Source organism: Amycolatopsis sp. NPDC005961, assembly GCF_040629235.1.
Taxonomy (GTDB): domain Bacteria; phylum Actinomycetota; class Actinomycetes; order Mycobacteriales; family Pseudonocardiaceae; genus Amycolatopsis; species Amycolatopsis camponoti.
Map to the genome: position 1 here is coordinate 24812 of NZ_JBEXVF010000058.1, position 17267 is coordinate 42078.

General features: G+C 71.3%; 17 protein-coding genes and 1 tRNA gene. 8 read left to right on the forward strand and 10 right to left on the reverse strand.

Annotated elements, in window-relative coordinates; all coding sequences use genetic code 11:
• Window positions 1-21: 21 nt before the first annotated feature.
• On the reverse strand, window positions 22-948 hold the full coding sequence (locus ABZ342_RS36715) for a neutral zinc metallopeptidase (protein ID WP_360483155.1): 927 nt from the start codon (window positions 946-948) through the stop codon (window positions 22-24).
• Between the two features lie 606 nt (window positions 949-1554).
• Between ABZ342_RS36715 and ABZ342_RS36720 the strand changes: the two genes are divergently transcribed.
• A complete protein-coding gene (locus tag ABZ342_RS36720; protein ID WP_360483158.1) occupies window positions 1555-2028 on the forward strand; it encodes a MarR family transcriptional regulator in 474 nt (157 codons plus the stop codon).
• Window positions 2029-2064: 36 nt separating this feature from the next.
• Here the strand turns inward: ABZ342_RS36720 and ABZ342_RS36725 are convergent.
• From ABZ342_RS36725 to ABZ342_RS36735, 3 genes are all read right to left on the reverse strand, one after another.
• Window positions 2065-2151 (reverse strand) — tRNA-Ser (locus ABZ342_RS36725).
• 78 nt (window positions 2152-2229) lie between these two features.
• Window positions 2230-3069 carry a patatin-like phospholipase family protein gene (locus ABZ342_RS36730; protein ID WP_360483161.1) on the reverse strand — a complete coding sequence of 280 codons (840 nt, stop codon included), beginning with the start codon at window positions 3067-3069 and terminating at the stop codon, window positions 2230-2232.
• 31 nt (window positions 3070-3100) lie between these two features.
• Window positions 3101-3382, reverse strand: a complete 282-nt coding sequence (locus ABZ342_RS36735) for a DUF2277 domain-containing protein (protein ID WP_155548522.1) — start codon at window positions 3380-3382, stop codon at window positions 3101-3103.
• A gap of 102 nt (window positions 3383-3484) precedes the next feature.
• On the opposite strand from ABZ342_RS36735, the gene ABZ342_RS36740 reads away from it, so the two are divergent.
• Window positions 3485-4426 carry an Ldh family oxidoreductase gene (locus ABZ342_RS36740; RefSeq protein WP_360483165.1) on the forward strand — a complete coding sequence of 314 codons (942 nt, stop codon included), beginning with the start codon at window positions 3485-3487 and terminating at the stop codon, window positions 4424-4426.
• On the opposite strand, the gene ABZ342_RS36745 is transcribed toward ABZ342_RS36740, so the two are convergent.
• Window positions 4423-4647, reverse strand: a complete 225-nt coding sequence (locus ABZ342_RS36745) for an RNA-binding S4 domain-containing protein (RefSeq protein WP_155548524.1) — start codon at window positions 4645-4647, stop codon at window positions 4423-4425. The two genes, ABZ342_RS36740 and ABZ342_RS36745, sit on opposite strands and share 4 nt — an antisense overlap.
• 7 nt (window positions 4648-4654) lie before the next feature.
• The gene (locus tag ABZ342_RS36750) at window positions 4655-5461 is read right to left on the reverse strand and encodes a trypsin-like peptidase domain-containing protein (protein WP_360483168.1); all 807 of its coding nucleotides are present in this window, start codon (window positions 5459-5461) and stop codon (window positions 4655-4657) included.
• A 140-nt stretch (window positions 5462-5601) separates the two neighbouring features.
• Here ABZ342_RS36750 and ABZ342_RS36755 point away from each other — a divergent pair, with 140 nt between their 5' ends.
• Window positions 5602-6420, forward strand: coding sequence for an SDR family NAD(P)-dependent oxidoreductase (locus ABZ342_RS36755; protein WP_155548525.1), 819 nt, complete (start codon window positions 5602-5604; stop codon window positions 6418-6420).
• A gap of 122 nt (window positions 6421-6542) precedes the next feature.
• Window positions 6543-7169 carry a hypothetical protein gene (locus ABZ342_RS36760; protein ID WP_360483172.1) on the forward strand — a complete coding sequence of 209 codons (627 nt, stop codon included), beginning with the start codon at window positions 6543-6545 and terminating at the stop codon, window positions 7167-7169.
• A 1-nt stretch (window position 7170) separates the two neighbouring features.
• Here the strand turns inward: ABZ342_RS36760 and ABZ342_RS36765 are convergent, their stop codons facing one another.
• Together ABZ342_RS36765 and ABZ342_RS36770 are read right to left on the reverse strand one after the other, a co-directional pair.
• A complete protein-coding gene (locus ABZ342_RS36765; RefSeq protein WP_360483175.1) occupies window positions 7171-7830 on the reverse strand; it encodes a response regulator in 660 nt (219 codons plus the stop codon).
• Window positions 7827-9407, reverse strand: a complete 1581-nt coding sequence (locus tag ABZ342_RS36770) for a sensor histidine kinase (RefSeq protein WP_360483222.1) — start codon at window positions 9405-9407, stop codon at window positions 7827-7829. The genes ABZ342_RS36765 and ABZ342_RS36770 overlap by 4 nt, the downstream gene beginning before the upstream one ends.
• Window positions 9408-9598: 191 nt before the next feature.
• On the opposite strand from ABZ342_RS36770, the gene ABZ342_RS36775 reads away from it, so the two are divergent.
• The 4 genes from ABZ342_RS36775 (at window position 9599) to ABZ342_RS36790 (ending at window position 13277) form a co-directional block, all read left to right on the forward strand.
• A complete protein-coding gene (locus tag ABZ342_RS36775; RefSeq protein ID WP_155548528.1) occupies window positions 9599-10405 on the forward strand; it encodes an ABC transporter ATP-binding protein in 807 nt (268 codons plus the stop codon).
• On the forward strand, window positions 10395-11282 hold the full coding sequence (locus ABZ342_RS36780; protein ID WP_360483180.1) for an ABC transporter permease: 888 nt from the start codon (window positions 10395-10397) through the stop codon (window positions 11280-11282). Before ABZ342_RS36775 ends, ABZ342_RS36780 begins: the two co-directional genes overlap by 11 nt.
• Before the next feature lies 1 nt (window position 11283).
• Window positions 11284-12339 carry an ABC transporter substrate-binding protein gene (locus ABZ342_RS36785; RefSeq protein WP_360483183.1) on the forward strand — a complete coding sequence of 352 codons (1056 nt, stop codon included), beginning with the start codon at window positions 11284-11286 and terminating at the stop codon, window positions 12337-12339.
• Window positions 12340-12566: 227 nt separating this feature from the next.
• Window positions 12567-13277, forward strand: a complete 711-nt coding sequence (locus ABZ342_RS36790; protein ID WP_360483186.1) for a G1 family glutamic endopeptidase — start codon at window positions 12567-12569, stop codon at window positions 13275-13277.
• 1 nt (window position 13278) lies between these two features.
• Here ABZ342_RS36790 and ABZ342_RS36795 read toward each other — a convergent pair whose 3' ends face one another.
• Together ABZ342_RS36795 and ABZ342_RS36800 are read right to left on the reverse strand one after the other, a co-directional pair.
• Window positions 13279-13887 carry a hypothetical protein gene (locus tag ABZ342_RS36795; protein WP_360483225.1) on the reverse strand — a complete coding sequence of 203 codons (609 nt, stop codon included), beginning with the start codon at window positions 13885-13887 and terminating at the stop codon, window positions 13279-13281.
• A 194-nt stretch (window positions 13888-14081) separates the two neighbouring features.
• Window positions 14082-16991, reverse strand: a complete 2910-nt coding sequence (locus tag ABZ342_RS36800; protein WP_360483189.1) for an AAA family ATPase — start codon at window positions 16989-16991, stop codon at window positions 14082-14084.
• Window positions 16992-17267 lie beyond the last annotated feature (276 nt).

The window sequence follows — 17267 nt, forward strand, 5'->3', positions numbered from 1 at the left end:
GAACGGCCCCTTCTCTGTGTCTTACCCGAGGTTGCTGGCGCCGAAGGTGTCGCAGCGGGCCGGGTCGCCGGTCTGGAAGCCGGTGGTGAACCACTTCTTGCGCTGCGCGGACGTGCCGTGGGTGAACTTCGAACGGTCGACCTGGCCGCCGCCGAGGTTCTCCTGGATGTAGTCGTCGCCGATGCGGGACGCGGTGTCCAGCGCGGAGTTGATGTCGTCCTGGGTGACGTCGGTGATCAGCGGCTTGCCGCTCTCGGTCGGCGTCGTCGAGGCGTGGTTGGCCCAGACGCCGGCGTAGCAGTCGGCCTGCAGCTCCAGGCGCACCGAACCGGACGTCGGGCCGGTGCCGGTGCCCTTCTTCGACGTGCCGAGCAGGTTCTGCACGTGGTGCCCGTACTCGTGGGCGATGACGTAGGCCTCGGTGAAGAGGCCGCCCTGCGCGCCGAAGCGGGTCTTCAGCTCGTCGAAGAAGGAGAGGTCGATGTAGACGTCGGAGTCGGCCGGGCAGTAGAACGGCCCGGTGTCCGACGTGGCGCTGCCGCAGCCGGTCCGCACGCCGCCGTTGAAGAACTTCGTCGGCGCCTTCTGGTACGTCGAGCCGGAGCGCGCGAACTGCTGCGCCCAGTAGTCCTGGACGGAGTTCACGATCGCGACGATCGCGCAGTCGTGGTTCTTGTTGGCGTCCGCGCCGGTCTTGCACTGGCTCGACAGCTTGGTGTTGTCGACCTGCTGACCGGAGCCGACGCTGCCGAGCCCGCCGCTCAGGCCGCTGCCGCCGGGGCTCACCCCGCCGAGCTGGGAGAGCACGAAGTAGATGATCAGGCCGACGACGCCGAGTCCGCCGCCGCCGAGCGCAACGCGGCCGCCGATCCCGCCGCCGCCTCCACCGCTTCCGCGCAGGTCCTGGACCTCGGAGGCATCCAGGCCGGCGTCGTCGTCGAATCTCACCCGCAGATCGTACTGCGCCGATCGTTATCAAGCCGACCGCAGCCGCGGCCATGGCCTCGGAGCGACGGTTGCGTGCCGCTCGGGGGTCGGCCTGCTTTGGCCGGCTTGATAACGAGCCTGGGCGCGGCCGTCGCGCTGGCGGCCACACCCAGGCTCAGTACCGAGGTTGTGTCTTTGGTCGGCGGTTGGCCGCGAGTGGGGCAGGCGTTCAGGCGCTGTCGTCACGACTGCCGAGGTCGTGACCCGATACAGGCCCGATCGACGCCGTATGCGTGAACGCATGGAAACCCGCGCGGTGCTGTTCACAAGTCGCGCCCGGCCCGTTCTTGAGCCGTCCCGGTCGCGGGGACACAGCAGGCGGTCAACCGCGAGAATCACCCGCCACGCAACCACCTGACCTCTCCCGGCGGGGGGCCGGGCCGGCGCGTCATCGTCGTCGCGCCATACCCTGACCGACCATCCGCAGACAAGCAGAATGCGCCTTTTCCGGCCGAGTCTCAACCTTTTCGTAACCCCACCTCCGGGTGATGTTGCGACGGCATTTTTACCGGCCTGCAGTTCGGACTCGGACCGCGCGGTCCCTTGATCAGCGTTCTAGGCTGCCTTATGACCGAGGAGCGGCCTGTGCGTTGGTTGAACGATGCCGAGATGGCGGCGTGGCGCTCCTACATCGTGGCGACCTTGAAGCTGCGGCAGCGGCTGCACCGCGAACTGGCCGACCGGCACGACGTGTCGCTGACCGACTACGAAGTGCTCGTGTGCCTGGAGATGCAGACCGGTCACCGGATGCGGATGTCGGAGCTGGCCGTGCTGATGGGCTCGACGAAGAGCCGGCTGTCCCACCAGGTCGGCCGGCTCGAGGTCGCGGGCCTGGTCCGGCGCGTACGCGACCCGGAGGACAAACGCGGCGTCATCACGGAGCTGACGGAAGACGGCAAGGCGCTACTGGAAAAGGCGGCGCCGACGCACGTGGAAGGGGTGCGCGAGCACCTGATCGACCTGCTGAGTCCCGTGGAACAGGCGACGATCGCCGCGGCGTTCGACCGGGTGCTGGGTCACCTGTCCGAGGCGGAAGGCTGAGCCCGGGCGCGGCTGGTTCGCGCCCGGGGCCCGGAGCGGTAGCGGTGGGATTCGAACCCACGGAGAGGTTGCCCCCTCGCATGTTTTCAAGACATGTTCCTTCGGCCGCTCGGACACGCTACCTCGCCCCACGAGGGTAGCCGACGGAGTCCGGGACACCGGGGGCCCGGCCCGGCGAGCGCGGCCGTCCCCGCGTCAGGCCTACGTCCAGCTGAGCGTCAGCGCCGCCCCTTGCGCACGCCCCGCTTCCGCGGCCGGCTTGCGGGTCGCCGGGTCCAGCGGGTTCTCGCCGATCGCCGCCACCGACGCCTCGTCCGGGGCGACCAGCGTGACCTCCGCGCCCGCCGCGCGCAGGTCGTCCAGCACCGCCAGCAGCGGTTTCTCCATCGGCAGCGGGGCATCCGGGCCCAGCGGCGAAACCACGGTGACGCGGGTGCAGCCCGTCGCGTAGTCGGCGTTCTCGGCCGAGCGGACGCCGCCGTCGACGTACCGGCGGCCGCCGATCGTCACCGCCGGCCAGACGCCGGGGACCGCGCAGCTCGCCGCCACCGCGTCCACCAGGGACACCCCGGACGCGCGGTCGAAGCGGCGCGGCTCGCCGGTCTCCGCGTCGACCGCCACGATCACCAAGCGCTGCTCCGGCCACTCGTGCACCGGCAGGCGCGCCTCGATCACCGCGCGGCGTTCCCCTTCGGACACCGTTTCGGCCGCCAGCGCCAACCGGCCCACCGCGCGCCGTACCTCGGCCGGCGACGTCGAGCCGGTGACCGCGCCGCCGAATTCGGCCGCGAACTTCTCGAAGTCGATCTCGGCCGGGATCTCCGGGGTGTGGCGCGCCGGGTCGGCCTGGCGCGCGTACAGCTCGTCGAGCGGAGTACCGCTCGTCACCTGCGCGGCGACCACCGACCCCGCCGACGTCCCGACCAGCAGGTCCGCGCCCGTCAGGTCCTGGCCGTGCCCGGCCAGCCCGGCCAGCAGCCCCGTCGTCCACGCGATCCCGGCGATCCCGCCGCCACCCAGCACCAAACCCTGTCCGCCCATGCGGCCAGCCTATCGGCGGGGTCCGACAGTTTCAGGGGCGCTTGAGCGCCTGAGCCGCCATCCGCGCCCGGACCTCGGGGCGGCGCAACGGCGGGATCGTCGCCGGCGGCTGACGGCGTTCGGGCAGCTGTTCCAGCAGCCGCGCGGTGATCTCGGTGATCTCGGCGACCGCCGCTTCGAACGGCTCGCGCGTGGCGTCCGACAGCGACTGCACGCCGGTCACCTTGCGCACGTACTGGCGAGCCGCGGCCTCGATCTCCTCGCCCGTCGCGGACGGCTGAAGCCCTCTGAGGGTGGTGATGTTTCGGCACATGCCGCCCAGGGTACGACTCTTCGCCCCTTCCGATCACACGGTCGGGTAGGCCCGGCCCCGGCGCGTTGACGCCGGTTCCCGCCGTTGGGCAGTGTCGGGGAAGTGCCTCTCAGACCGCGTCCCTTCCGATCCGCCCGCCCCGAACCCGTGATCGCCCAAGAAGAAATCCCCGAAACCCCGATCCCGGAACAGGCCTGGCCGCGCGTGCGGGCCGACGAGCTGGTCACCCTCGTGGCACACGTCTTCGCCGCCCACGGCTTTCCCGAAGCACGGGCCCGCATCGCGGCGGAAGCCCTGTGCCACGGCGACCTGACCGGTTCGCCGGAGACCGGCGTCGCCGACCTGACCCGGATCCACCTGCCGATGCTGAAGACCGGGCACGTCGTGCCGCACGCCGAGCCGCTGATGATCGCCGACCGCGGCGCCGCCGCGCTGATCGACTACCGCCGCGCGTCCGGCCTCTGGGCGGTCGGCGACGCGATGGACCGGGCGGTGACGCGGGCCGGCCGCTTCGGCGTCGGGCTCGTCTCGCTGCGTGGCGTCGGCCCCTTCGGCCGGGCCGGGCACCACGCCGCGCGGGCCCTGCCGCACGCGATGATCGGGCTGGTCCTCGCCGCCGGCGGCGAACCCGGCCAGCCGATGAACCCCCTGGGCATGGCCGCGCCCGCTGGCGCGTACCCCGAGTTCGTCTTCGACATGGACCGCTCCGGCTCGGAAGGTGCCGGGCTGACGCTGCTGGTCGAGGTCCTCGCCGGGGTGCTCTCCGGCGTCGCCGACCACGAGCACGACACGGGCCTGCTGGTGCTCGCGATCGCACCGACGACGCTGCGCAGCGCCGACGGCTTCTACCGCGCGGCCAGCGCGCTGTTCGGCAGCATGCTCGGCTGGGACGGCGGCGCGCCGATCCGCTACCCCGGCTGGCGCGAGGCCCAGCACCTGGAGCAGTGCCGGGCCTTGGGGGTGCCCCTGTCCGGCCCGGTGCGCCGGGAGCTGGACGCGCTGGCCGCGTCGATCGGCCTGCCGCCGCTGACCAGCGTGGGCTAGCGCACGAGGATGACCTTGCCGCGGTTGCCGCCGACCGCCACGACGTCGCCGTCGGTCAGCTGGCGGCCGCGGCGGGTCTCCACCTCGTCGTTGACCGTGACCTCCTCCGCGTCGATCAGGTCCTTCGCGTGGGAGCCGTCTTCGGCGAGGCCGGCCAGCTTGAGGAACTGGCCGAGCCGGATCGGCTCGCCGGTGATGGGTACGTCGACGGGATCACTCATACGCGCATCATGCCCGGGCCGTCGTCTGCCGGTAGAGGGCCTGGACGTCCGTGTCGAAGTAGCTCGAATACGACGTGTCCGGGTCGTCGCCGCCGTACTCGAAGCCGCCGATGACGCCGATGACCGTGCCGAGGCGGGTCTTCGGGTCGGGCGCGGTCACCCACGGGCCGCCGCTGGTGCCCGTCGGGAAGCCGGCGCAGTCCACCTTCAGCTGGTATGTGTCCTGGCGGGTCGTCGTGTTCCGGCAGACCGCCGGGGCCTCGGAGTCGTCCGGGTAACCGGTGAGCGTGATGGCCTGCTCGAACTCGGTGCCGGTCGCGAGGGTGTTCGCCCCGACCAGGCTTTCCAGGGTCTTCGTGGTGCCCGCCTGGTGCGCGGTGGCGAAGCCGACGTCGAGGTCCTGGTCCGACGACGTCGCCCAGCCGGGCGCGACGAGCTCGTCGGACACCGTCCAGTAGCCGAACGGCGCGACGCCGTCGTGGTAGGCGGGCGCGAACGTGACGCCGGTGAGGTAGCCGCCGCCCTCGCCGTCGTGGATGCAGTGGGCCGCGGTCAGCAGCACGTCGCCCTGGTCGCTGTGGACGACGCTGGCGGTGCAGTAGTGCGACCCGTCGAGGAACAGCGCGCCGACCGCCGGGCTCGACACCGCGGGCAGGTCGGGCGTCGACACCGGCGCCGCTTCGACGACCCCGGTGTCCGGGCCGGCCGCGTTCGCGGACCGCGGCTGCCGGGCCGCGAAGACCACGAAGGCCGCCCCGAGCAGCAGGACGGCGGCGAGGGTGAGCAACAGGACGGCGGGCCGCCGCACGCGCATCGCCTCCTCTTCAACTCGCCCCGGTCGGTCGACCCCATCACCTTAAGGTGCCGCACCGACACGATCAGCACACCCACAGCAAGCTCACAGCCGCTAATATCCGTGACTTGGGGTAACACTGTGCAGCACCGGGAGGGCCGATGAAGCAGTTCGCGGACAAGGTCGTGGTGGTCACCGGAGCGGGCTCGGGGATCGGGCGGGCGCTGTCGCTCGAGTTCGCCCGGCGCGGGGCGCGCGTCGTCCTCTCCGACGTCAACGCCGCGAACGCCGAGGAGACGGCGAAGCTGGCCGGCGACAACGCCCGCCCGTACGTCCTCGACGTCGCCGACCGTGCCGCCGTGCTGGCCCACGCCGAGGAGGTCGCGGCGGAGTTCGGCCGCGTCAACGTCGTCGTGAACAACGCCGGCGTCGCGCTCGGCGCGACCGTCGAAGAGATGAAGTTCGAGGACTACGACTGGCTGATGGGCATCAACCTCGGCGGCGTCGTGAACGGCACGAAGGCTTTCCTGCCGCACCTGATCGCGTCCGGTGACGGGCACGTCGTGAACATTTCCAGCGTGTTCGGCTTCGTCGGCGTCCCGACGCAGAGCGCGTACAACGCGGCGAAGTTCGCGGTGCGCGGATTCACCGAAGCACTGCGCGAAGAAATGCTGATCGCGCGGCACCCGGTCGCGGTGAGCTGCGTGCACCCGGGCGGGATCAAGACCAACATCGTGCGCAACGCGCGCAGCATCTCCGACGACCAGGAGCAGGCCGCGCAGGGCTTCGAGAGGATCGCGAAGACGACGCCGGAGAAGGCGGCACAGACGATCCTGCGCGGGATCGAGCGGAAGTCGGCGCGGATCCTCATCGGACCGGACGCCTACGTCATCGACGCCATCCCGCGCGTCCTCGGCTCGGCCTACCAGCGGCCGCTCGCGATCCTGGCGCGCCGGGGGCTCAAGCAGATGGAAAGCTGAATCGCTTTCAGGGTGCGTATTCCGGACCCGGCCTTTCACCCAATGGAGTTGCGTTTCTGACAGGGCCGTCCGAAATGGTCCAGAATGCGTGGGGTCCGCGCGCCCCGTACCGGAGGTCTCCGATGCTTCGCACCGCACAGCGCAGTGCGACCCGTCCGTCCAGCGACCGCACCGCGGGGGAGCTGCTGGATCGCACCGGCATCGTCGCGGCGAGCCTGCCGCGGCGGCGCCGCACCGACGACGACGTGACGGCCGCCGAGCCGATCTACACGCGGCCACCGGTGTGCGACCAGGACCTCCGCCCGAAGTCCGTGGTGATCCGGCGCCGCGCCCGCACGTGGCTCGGCAGCGGTGCCGCGGTGCTGCTCGTCGCGGTCGGCTGGCTGGCCGGCGGGATGGCCACCGGGAGCCTGTTCGCCCCGAACCGGGACGTCGCCCAGCTGGACGCGCGCCCGGCCGTCGCCGAAGCACCCGCGCCCCAGCCGCAGGTCCCGCAGCCCCCGCAGGCGCCGGTGGCCACGCCGGCCCCGACGACCGTGTTCGTGCCGGTGCCCGCCAAGCCGGCCCCGAAGAACGTTCAGGCGCAGGCGAAACCGCAGGCGAAGAAGACCGTGCCCGAGGAAGACGACGTGCGCGCCGACCTGCCGTCGCCGACGCCGTCGAAGGCCAACCCCGTCCAGTCCTGGGTGGACGTCGCCGAAAGCATGATGCAGCAGTACCGCGTGGACACGACGACCGTCCGCCGCTGAGTCAGGCGTCGGACCAGCGGTATTCGTGCTCCGGGCGTCCGGTGGCGCCGTAGCGCAGCCGCATCCGGACCGTCCCCGACTCGGCCAGCGCCGTGAGGTACCGCTGGGCCGTCGCCCGCGCCATGCCCAGCTCGCCGGCGACCTCCGCCGCCGACAGCGGGCGGCCCGCCCGGCGCAGCTGCTCCGAGACCAGCCGGGACGTCGCCGTCGACTGGCCCTTCGGCGCGGACGTCCGGTCCTGGTCGTGCAGCACCCGGTACGCGCGGTCGACGTCGTCCTGGCCCAGCGCGCGGTCTTCGGCGAGCAGGCCGCGGAAGCGGGCGTACGACGTGAGCCGTTCCGCGAGCTGGCGCGTGGTGAACGGCTTGATCAGGTAGTTCAGCGCGCCGGCCCGGATCGCGGCCGCCACCGATGCGCTGTCGGTCGCCGCGGACAGCACGATCGTGTCGGTCTGCAGCTCCGGCAGCACCGCGAGGCCGGACTCGTCGGGCAGGTAGACGTCGAGCAGGATCAGGTCCGGCGCGAGCTCCCGGACGCGGGCGCGGGCCTCCGCCGCGGTGTGCGCGGTGCCGACCACCGCGAAGCCGTCGACCTCCTCGACGAACCCGGCGTGCACCCCGGCGACGCGGAAGTCGTCGTCGACGATGAGCGTGCGGATCATCCGTCCTCCGTCAGCATTCCGGGCAGTTTCGCGACGAACAGGGCACCCGTCTCGCCGTCGCCGGGACCGGTGGCCAGCCAGACGTCGCCACCGCGGGCGCGGGCCGCCTGCCGGGCGAGCGCCAGCCCGAGTCCGTGACCGGGCGCGATCTTCGTCGAGACGCCTTCGTCGAACAACGTCCGCCGCAGCTCTGCGGGCACCCCAGGCCCACTGTCCACAACGGACAGGTGCAGCGTGCCGCCCTCGGCGAGCAGGCTGACCTCGACGGTCGCCGGCCGGCGCGGGCCCATCCGGGCGGCGTGCAGCGCGTTGTCGACGAGGTTGCCGATCACGGTGTTCGCGGCGATCGGGTCGGTCACCGTCGTCGGCACCCAGGTGTCGTCGGCGAGCTTGAGCGTGAGGCCCTTTTCCTGCGCCTGCTCGGTTTTCGCGACGAGCAGGGCCTGCAGGTACGGGTCGGCGACGGCGTCGCCCAGCTCGCTCGGCCGCGCCGACGTCGAATCCGTCAGCGTCTGCAGGTACTCGACGGCTTCGGTGTGGTGGCCGAGCTGGAGCAGCCCGTAGAGCGTGTGCAGCCGGTTCGCGAACTCGTGCCGCTGGGCGCGCAGGCCGTCGGACAGCGCGCGGATGCCGTCCAGCTCGCGGGTGACGGTGTCGAGGTCGGTGCGGTCGCGGAAGGTCAGCACGGTGCCGATCGGCCGGTCGTCGAGGTGCACAGCCCGGCTGTTGATGACCAGCACGCGGTTTCCGGCGACCGCCAGGAGGTTGTCCACCGGCCGTCCTTCGGCGACGGCCTTGTGCACCCGCGGGCTGAGCTCCAGCTCGGCCATCGCCGCGCCGATCGGGAGCTCGGTGCCGAGCAGGCGTTCGGCTTCGTCGTTGCGCACCGAGACGCGGTTCGCCTCGTCGACGGCCAGGACGCCCTCGCCGATTCCGTGCAGCACGGCTTCGCGTTCGTAGAGCAGCTCGGTGAGCTCGTGCGGTTCGAGGCCGTGCGTGACGCGCCGCAGCCGCCGGTTCAGCAGCGCCGACGCGCCCGCACCGAGCAGCAGCGCGCCGCCCGCGAACACCAGGGTGATCGCCAAGAGGCGGTTGAAGTCGCCGGTCGGGTCGCCGACTTCGAAGCCGACGCTGACCTCGCCGACCACGCGTTGGCCCTGCCGGATCGGGGTCTTGCTGCGCACGGACAGGCCGAGCGTGCCGCTCTGCACCGCGCTGATCTCGTCCTCCCCGGCGAGAGCCCGGTCCGCCGGGGTACTGACCGGCTTGCCGATCTCGGACTGCGTCGGGTGGGCGAGCCGGATGCCCTTGTCGTCGGTGATCACGACGAACAGCGCGTCGTTGGCCCTGGTCACCGCGAGGACGCGGTCTTCGAGCGGGCCGGCGGGGAGCTTCGCGGCCGCGTTCGCGACGACGACCGGGTCCGCGGCGACGGACTTCGCGATGGCCAGCGCGCGGCGCCCGTACTGGTCGGTGAGCGTGCGGGACAGGAGCACGCTGACCAGCGCCACCCCGACCCCGACCACCAGGGCGACCACGCCGATCTGCAGCAGCAGCACCTGCCTGCTGAACCGCATCCGCGGGAAGAGCGCCCACTTTGGCATGGCTGGGAACATACCCCCAGCTCACGGCCGTGCGCTAAACGAGCAAAACATTCAGAACGCGCGGCTCGCACGCAGAACGTCGACAAGCTTCACGCGGGCGCCACGCGTACTTAACGTCCCTTCCCAACGTGACAGGCACCACGTGACGAAGGAGTCACCTCCCCATGGTTCCCCCACTGATCGAACTCACCGGAGCCACCAAACGGTTCCCGAGCGGGTCCGGTTCCGTGCACACGGCCGTCCGCGACCTGACCATGACCGTCCAGCCCGGCGAGTTCGTCGCCGTCGTCGGCCCCACCGGCTGCGGCAAGTCGACGACGCTCTCGCTGGTCTCGGGGCTGCAGCCGCCGTCCGCCGGCCGGGTGCAGGTGAACGGCGAGGACGTGAAGTCGATCCCGGACGGCGTCGGCTACATGTTCCAGACCGACGCCGTGATGCCGTGGCGCTCGGTGCTGGAGAACGTCGCTTCCGGCCCGCGCTTCCGCGGGGTGCCGAAGGCCGAGGCCCGCGCGCAGGCCGTCGACTGGATCGCCCGCGTCGGGCTCGCCGGGTTCGAGAAGTACTACCCGCACCAGCTCTCCGGCGGCATGCGCAAGCGCGTCGCGCTGGCCCAGACGCTCGTCACCAAGCCGAAGATCATGCTGATGGACGAGCCGTTCTCCGCGCTCGACGTCCAGACGCGGGCGCTGATGCAGGACGAGCTGCTGCGGCTGTGGTCCGGGTCCGGTGCCGCGGTGATCTTCGTGACGCACGACCTCGACGAGGCCATCGCGCTGGCGGACAAGGTCGTCGTGCTGACTTCCAGCCCGGCCACCGTGAAGGACGTCTTCGAGATCCCGCTGGAGCGGCCGCGGAAGGTCGAGGAGCTGCGGCTCACCGAGGAGTTCCGCAAGCTCTACGCCGACATCTGGGAATCACTGCGCAGCGAGGTCGACAAGGCCCGTGAGAAGGGAGCGAGCAATGTCGCTTGAGACGCCGGCGGCCACCTCCGCCCCCCTCCCGGTCCTGGAGACCGAGCAGGACATCCTGGCCCGCGCCAAGCAGGCTTCTTCCCGGCGCAAGCGCAACATCTGGCTGCTGCGCCTGGCGATCGTCGCCGTCTGGCTGGGCAGCTGGGAGCTGACCGCGACGTACTGGATCGACCCGTTCTTCTACTCGAAGCCGTCGAAGATCTGGGAGCGGCTGGTCGAGTGGTTCGGCGCCGGCACCGACTTCGGCTCGATCTGGTACCAGATCCTGGTGACCGTCGAGGAGGCCGCGATCGGCTTCGTCATCGGTGCCATCGCCGGGGTCGTGTTCGGCGTCATCCTCGGCCGCAGCTCGTACCTGGCCCAGGTGCTCGCGCCGTTCATCAAGGCCGCCAACGCGTTGCCGCGCATCGTGCTCGCCGCGCTGTTCGTGATCTGGTTCGGGCTCGGGCTGTCGTCGAAGGTCGCGACCGTCGTCGTGCTCGTGTTCTTCGCGGTGTTCTTCAACGCCTTCACCGGCGCCCGTGAGGTCGACCGGAACCTGATCGACAACGCCCGCATCCTCGGCGCGACGCGCGGCCAGGTGCTCAAGTCGATCGTGCTGCCGAGCGCGACGTCGTGGATCCTGTCGTCGCTGCACGTCGCCTTCGGGTTCGCGCTGATCGGCGCGGTGGTCGGCGAGTACACCGGCGCCAAGGCCGGCATGGGCTTCCTGATCGCCAACGCGCAGGGCACGTTCGACACCGCGGGCGTGTACGCCGGCATGCTGATCATCACCGTGGTCGCACTGCTCGCGGAGTGGGGCATCAGTTCGCTGGAGGGCAGGCTGCTGCGGTGGCGCCCGCCGTCCGCCGCCGACGCCGCGCACGGAGTGGTCTGACATGCGCTTGAAGAGGACAGTCGGCGTGGTGGCCGCGCTCGCGGTCGCGATGGCCGGGGTCACGGCGTGCCGCGACTCGCGGGAGATCGCCATCGGCACCTCCGGCCAGCCGCACATCAAGATCATGATCGGCGGCATCTCGAAGGTCATCTACCTGCCCGGGCAGCTGGCCGCGCAGATCGGCGCGTACAAGCGGCAGGGGCTCGACGTCGAGCTGTTCGACCAGCCGTCGGGGGCCAACGCCGAGACGTCGCTGCTCGCCGGCGAAGTGCAGGGGGTCGTCGGGTTCTACGACCACACGATCGACCTGCAGGCCAAGGAGCAGTGCATCCAGAGCGTCGTGCAGTTCGCGAACGTGCCGGGCGAGGCCGAGATGGTCGCCACCGGCAAGGCGGGCGAGATCAAGTCGGGTGCGGACTTCAAGGGCCGCAACCTCGGCGTCACCTCGCTGGGCTCGTCGACGGACTTCCTGACGAAGGCGCTGGCCGCGCGCGGTGGCGTCAGCTCGAAGGAGTACACGCCGGTCAAGGTCGGCGCCGGGCAGACGTTCATCTCGGCGATGAACCAGGGTTCGATCGACGCCGGCATGACCACCGACCCGACGATCGCGCAGCTGACCAACACCGGTCAGGCGAAGGTGCTCTACGACATGCGCACGGTCGAAGGCACGAAAGCCGCTTTGGGTGGTTTGTACCCGGCCAGTTCGCTGTACATGGGCTGCGAAATCGTGAAGCGGTATCCGGACATCGTGCAGAAACTGGCCAACGCGTACGTCGAAAGCCTGAAGTGGATTTCGACGCACACGCCGGAACAGGTCGCCGACATCATGCCGCCGTCGTTCGCCGGCGGGGACAAGGCGCTGTACGTGAAGTCGCTCAAGGACAGCCTGCCGATGTTCACGAAGGACGGCCGGATGGACCCGGCGGGCGCGCAGAACGTGCTGAAGGTGCTGGGCGAGTCGTCCAGCAACGTGAAGCCGAAGAAGGACAAGATCGACCTGTCGCAGACGTACACGACGAAGTTCGTGGACACGGCTCGCGCGCAGGCCCAGCAGTAGCCCCGCTCACCTCACCGGGCGGTGGGTGAGCGACATCGACCCGTGAAGGCCTCTTCCCCCGCGGAGGCCTTCACGGGTCTTTTCGTCTTTTCCGGAGCAAATCCGGCAAATCGTGAGTATTTCCCGGAATGTGAAGACCCTTCGAAAGTAGCTACCTTCTTTTTGGGGTTGCTCCAACACTTGGGGACACGGTTTTCCCGGTCCCCATCGGTGAACGGAGTCCCCGCATGTCCAGAATCCTTGCGTCGCGCGCTGTCCGCGTCCTCACGGCGGTTGCCGCGGCGGCCGCCGGCTTGGCTGTCTCGGGTACCGCCCATGCGGCGGTCGAGTACGGTTCACACTTTCACGGGCACCAGTTCTCCGGCGGCAACTGGGGCGGATACGTCAGCTTCGGCAGCTTCACCACGGCGACGGCCAGCTGGACCGAGCCGAGCGTGACCTGCCGGTCGAGCAACGACCTCTTCGCGCCGTGGGTCGGCATCGACGGCGACGGATCGTCCACAGTGGAACAGACAGGCGTCGAGACGGACTGCTCCAGCGGGCGTGCGGTGTACTCGGCCTGGTACGAGATGTACCCGGCCGCGCCGGTGTACTACAACGTGTCGGTGAGCGCGGGCGACCACATCACCGCGACGGTGACGCGCACCGCCACCAACACCTACCGGCTCGACCTGTCCGACACCACCAAGGGCTGGACCAAGACGACCACGAAGTCGCTGACGTCGAAGCACGCGTCGGCCGAGGCGATCATCGAGTCGCCGACCGACTCCTACCCGACGATCTCCGGCGGCATCACGTTCACCGGCGTCAAGTTCAACGGGACGAACCTGGCCTCGACCGGCCCGTCCGCGCTGAACGCCGACGACCGCGGGACGAACACGTGGATCCCGGGCGCGATCGGTTCGGACGGCCAGAGCTTCACGATCTCGCGGCACTGAGTCATTTGAGGTTGTTGATGGCCCAGGAGACCACCATGACCGCCAGGATGAGGGAGATGACGGCCTGCAGCATCATCGTCATCTTCGCCCAGATCCGCAGCGGCATGACGTCGGTGGGGCTGAAGGCGGCCGCGTTGGTGAACGAGAAGTAGAGGTAGTCCAGGTAGGACGGCTCCCAGTCCCGGTGCGCCAGGTCCGGGTCGGCCATCTGCGGGAACTGCAGGTCGGGGAACTCGGCCCGGCCTGCGGCCCGCCGGCCCGGGCCGCCGCGGTCGAACTCCCAGTACCAGAGCGAGAAGGCGACGATGTTCGTCCAGTAGACGATCCCGCCGGTGACCAGCACGGCCCCGGCGCGGTCGCCGATCGAGCTGGTGACGATGCCGTAGACGAGCTGCGCCGCGGACGCGCCGTTCACCGCGGTGACGGTCGCGACCAGCGGCAGCGAGATGGCCCGTTCGACGGCGCTGAAGTGCGACATCCGGCCCGGGTTGACCAGCAGCAGTGCGACGACGAGAAGTGCGGAGACGGAGGGCAGCAGCCACCGCGGGTGCAGCGCCATGTCGTCGGGCAGGACGACCTGCAGCACGAGCGTGGCGACGACGACGCCCATCGCGGGCCAGCGCGTTTCGCCGGAGGTCCGCCGGCGCCACGCGGGAAGGGCAGCTTCAGTCACCGGCCCACGTTAGGACTCTCCCGCCGCCTCCGCCAACGCTCGCCCCAGCGCCACGCCGGGTGCGTGCCGCGCAACCGGACGCCACATCGGGGCGCTGGTCACCCACCGCCGCTTTCACGTTAAAGCCGCACTCAGCCGGCCGGGGCCGTGGTGACTTCGCCCGGCAGCTTGCGCGCGACATCCGTCCGGGACCGCGCGCCCAGCTTGCGCAGGACCTTCGCCACGTGCTGTTCCACCGTTCGCGGCGAGAGGAACAGCCCGTCCGCGATCTCCCGGTTCGTCCGGCCTTCCGCCAGCATCCGCGCCACTTCGCGCTCCCGCGGGGACAACTCGCTCCCGTACCCGCGCCGCCCGCGTTGCGACGGCGCCCAAGCGCCGTGCTCGCGCAGCTGGTGACGGCACCGGCCGGCATCCCGCGTCGCGCCCAGCTGTTCGTACGCCTCGGCCGCCGCCGTCAGCTCCTCGACCGCGTCCCGGTTGCCCGCCGCCAGGCGGCACATCGCCGCCCGCTCGCGCATGCCCGTCGCCGGGTACGGCATCGGCAAGGCCGCGTACCCCGCCGCCGCTTCGTCGAACAGCGCCGCCGCGGCCAGCTGCTTGCCGCGTGCCTCCAGCAACACCGCCCGGCCGGCGATCAACGCCGCCGTCGCGACCGGGGCGTCGCGGTCTTCGATGCCGCGGGCGAACGCCTCGACCACGTTGTCGGCTTCCGGCCAGCGCCCGGCCCGTGCGTACGCCTGCGCCGCCGCCGGGACCAGCGCCGCCGCCCAGATCCAGACGCCCTTGCGCCCGGCCGCGGCCACCGCCGTGTCGGCCGCCGCGCACGCGCCGTCGACGTCGTCGGTCGCGAGCAGCACCGTGATCAGGACCCCGGCCGCCGAGAGCACCACCGGGATCGGCCCGCGGTCCGGCGCGTGCACGCTCGCCGCGGTCAGGTGCCGTTGCGCGGCGGCGAACTCGCCGCGCACGGCCGCCAGCCCACCGAGCACCAGCGACGACTCCATGACGATCGGGCCGAGCTCCGGATAGCTGTCGCGCAGCTGCTCCGCGGCTTCGGCGAGCCCGCTCCAGCGCCCGCGCACCCAGTCCAGCCGGACGCGAGTGCCCTGGATCAGGCCGATCGCGTACAGCGCGCCCGCGTCGGTCGCGCGCCGGACGCCCTCGGTCACCAGCCGTTCCGCCCGGTCGAGGTGACCGGCCCACGACTGGCCGTCGGCGAGGTTGCACCACAGCCGGGCCAGCTGGACGCGCTCGGCGACCGTGCCGACGGTGTCCGGCAGCGCTTCGAACTCCGCCCACGCCGAGCCGTCGCCGACGTGGGACGCCGCCGCGATGCGATCGGCCGTCAGCGCGAGCCGCAGCTCGGGGTCGTCGAGCCGCTCGTACACCTCAGTCGCGCGGGCGCGCCAGGATTCGTGCCACGACAACGGCGTCAGCCCGTCGATCGGCTGCGCGAGCAGCGTGATCCCGCGCGCGGCGAGGTCGGGCCGGTCGGTCAGCTCGCCGATCGCGCGCTCGACTTCGAGGCGGCCGCGGCCGAGCCCGCCGAGGGTCCGGACCTGCAGCATGCCGAGGCTCAGCCGGATCGAGCCGCGGACCGACGGCGGCAGCGTCACCTCTTCGAGGACGCGCTCGAGCGTGCCGATCACGTCGGGCCGGAACCCCCGCAGCGCGACCTGGCTCAGCTTGCCGGCGACGCGCCCGGCGTCGGACTGCGCCGGGCCGGGCTCGGCCAGCACCGACTGCAGGAGGTCGATCGCGCGGGACGTCTCGCCGCGCGTGACGGCCTCGTCCGCGGCGGCTTCGGCGTAGTGGCGCCACTGGTCGACGCGGCCGGCCGCGCGGGAGTGCCGGGCCAGCAGCGTGAGCGGCGGGGACGGCTGCGCGGCGAGCACGCGGATCGCCTGCGCGTGCAGCAACGCGCGCTCGGGGCCGGTCACCGTGTCGTAGACCGCCTTGCGCGCCAACGGGTGCCGGAAGCCGTACTTGCCGTCGCCGACCTCGCCGAGCACTCCGCCGGACAGCGCCGCGAGCAGCGCGGTGCGGAGGACGTCGTCCGACAGCCCGGCCAGCTCGCCGAGCACGCCGGCTTCGGCGCCGACGCCGAGCACCGCGGCCGCGCCGGCCAGCCGCACCGCCGGCTCCGGCAGCGCGGAAAGCCGTTCGGTGACGGCTTCCCTCAGCAACACCGGGACTTCGAGGTTCTCCAGCATCCGGTCGGAGAGGACCTCACCGACCGGCAGCCGCTCGGCCGCTTCGCGCAGGGCCCGCAGCGTTTCTTCGACCACGAACGGGATCCCGGCGGTGCATTCGTGCAGCTTCGCCGCGAACTCGTCGGTGACGCGGGGCAGTTCGAGGATCTCGACCGCGAGCTTGCGCACCGCGGTGACGTCGAGCGCGCCTAGCGCGACACGCGCGGAATGGACGGCCGGGTCGGTCCGGAACGGAGCACCGAGCGGGCCGGGACGGACGTCGGTCGCCGACCGGAAGGTGGCGACCACCGCCAGCTCCGGCGGCATCGTGCCGGCGAGGAACCGCATGAGGTCGCGGGTGTCCTCGTCGGCCCACTGCAGGTCGTCGATCAGCACGAGTGCCGGTCCGCACGCCCGCAGGAGCTCCCGCACCGCGCGGAAGACGCGGTGGCGTTCGGCGACCGGGTCGGCGAGGGGCTCGGGCCGCGGGGGAAGCGCTTCCGCGAGTTCCGGCAGCAGCGGCCGCAGCACGCCGGCGACCGGGCTGAGCGGGCCGAGCGGCGTGTCACCCACCGCGCGAAGCGCTTCCAGGACGGGACCGTAGGGAAAGGGTTCCCGCAACGGCTGGCAAGCGCCGGTGAGGACGCGGCTGCCTTCGAACTCCTTGCGCCGCCCGATCTCGGCCAGCAGCCGGGTGCGGCCCATGCCGGGTTCGCCCTCGATCAGGACCGCGGCCGGGCGGCGCTTCAGCACGTCGACGATGGCGTCCAGCTCGGTGTCGCGGCCGGTCAGCCGGGCGGGTCCCGACCGGACGGACACCGAGGTGGGGCGGGGAGCCGTCAACCACATACGGACCTCCTCGACGTACACCGGGGGCTGTGCGCGGAGCCTAAGCAGCGTTGATCGGTCCGTAAACCATTAACCGAATAGGTGGTCGGTACCGCCCTCACACGTCCGCCTACCGGCTGTCACCGGTTTGCCACGGGATTCGCCGCTCCCGGGACACAGCGCGTGCGAAACGCTGGTGCGCAGCCCGTTCCGGCCGTACATAACGCGTTCCGGGAGGGGTGACGACTACCGAAAGTAGTCTACGGAAACCCTACTTAAGGACCTGTCCGACCGGGT

Coding starts and splice junctions, on each gene's coding strand:
- ABZ342_RS36785 (WP_360483183.1), top strand. CDS start 11,284: ATGCGCTTGAAGAGGACAGTCGGCGTGGTGGCCGCGCTCGCGGTCGCG.
- ABZ342_RS36790 (WP_360483186.1), top strand. CDS start 12,567: ATGTCCAGAATCCTTGCGTCGCGCGCTGTCCGCGTCCTCACGGCGGTT.
- ABZ342_RS36730 (WP_360483161.1), bottom strand. CDS start 3,069: ATGGGCGGACAGGGTTTGGTGCTGGGTGGCGGCGGGATCGCCGGGATC.
- ABZ342_RS36780 (WP_360483180.1), top strand. CDS start 10,395: ATGTCGCTTGAGACGCCGGCGGCCACCTCCGCCCCCCTCCCGGTCCTG.
- ABZ342_RS36720 (WP_360483158.1), top strand. CDS start 1,555: ATGACCGAGGAGCGGCCTGTGCGTTGGTTGAACGATGCCGAGATGGCG.
- ABZ342_RS36755 (WP_155548525.1), top strand. CDS start 5,602: ATGAAGCAGTTCGCGGACAAGGTCGTGGTGGTCACCGGAGCGGGCTCG.
- ABZ342_RS36760 (WP_360483172.1), top strand. CDS start 6,543: ATGCTTCGCACCGCACAGCGCAGTGCGACCCGTCCGTCCAGCGACCGC.
- ABZ342_RS36770 (WP_360483222.1), bottom strand. CDS start 9,407: ATGCGGTTCAGCAGGCAGGTGCTGCTGCTGCAGATCGGCGTGGTCGCC.
- ABZ342_RS36775 (WP_155548528.1), top strand. CDS start 9,599: ATGGTTCCCCCACTGATCGAACTCACCGGAGCCACCAAACGGTTCCCG.
- ABZ342_RS36795 (WP_360483225.1), bottom strand. CDS start 13,887: ATGGGCGTCGTCGTCGCCACGCTCGTGCTGCAGGTCGTCCTGCCCGAC.
- ABZ342_RS36745 (WP_155548524.1), bottom strand. CDS start 4,647: ATGAGTGATCCCGTCGACGTACCCATCACCGGCGAGCCGATCCGGCTC.
- ABZ342_RS36735 (WP_155548522.1), bottom strand. CDS start 3,382: ATGTGCCGAAACATCACCACCCTCAGAGGGCTTCAGCCGTCCGCGACG.
- ABZ342_RS36800 (WP_360483189.1), bottom strand. CDS start 16,991: ATGTGGTTGACGGCTCCCCGCCCCACCTCGGTGTCCGTCCGGTCGGGA.
- ABZ342_RS36765 (WP_360483175.1), bottom strand. CDS start 7,830: ATGATCCGCACGCTCATCGTCGACGACGACTTCCGCGTCGCCGGGGTG.
- ABZ342_RS36750 (WP_360483168.1), bottom strand. CDS start 5,461: ATGCGCGTGCGGCGGCCCGCCGTCCTGTTGCTCACCCTCGCCGCCGTC.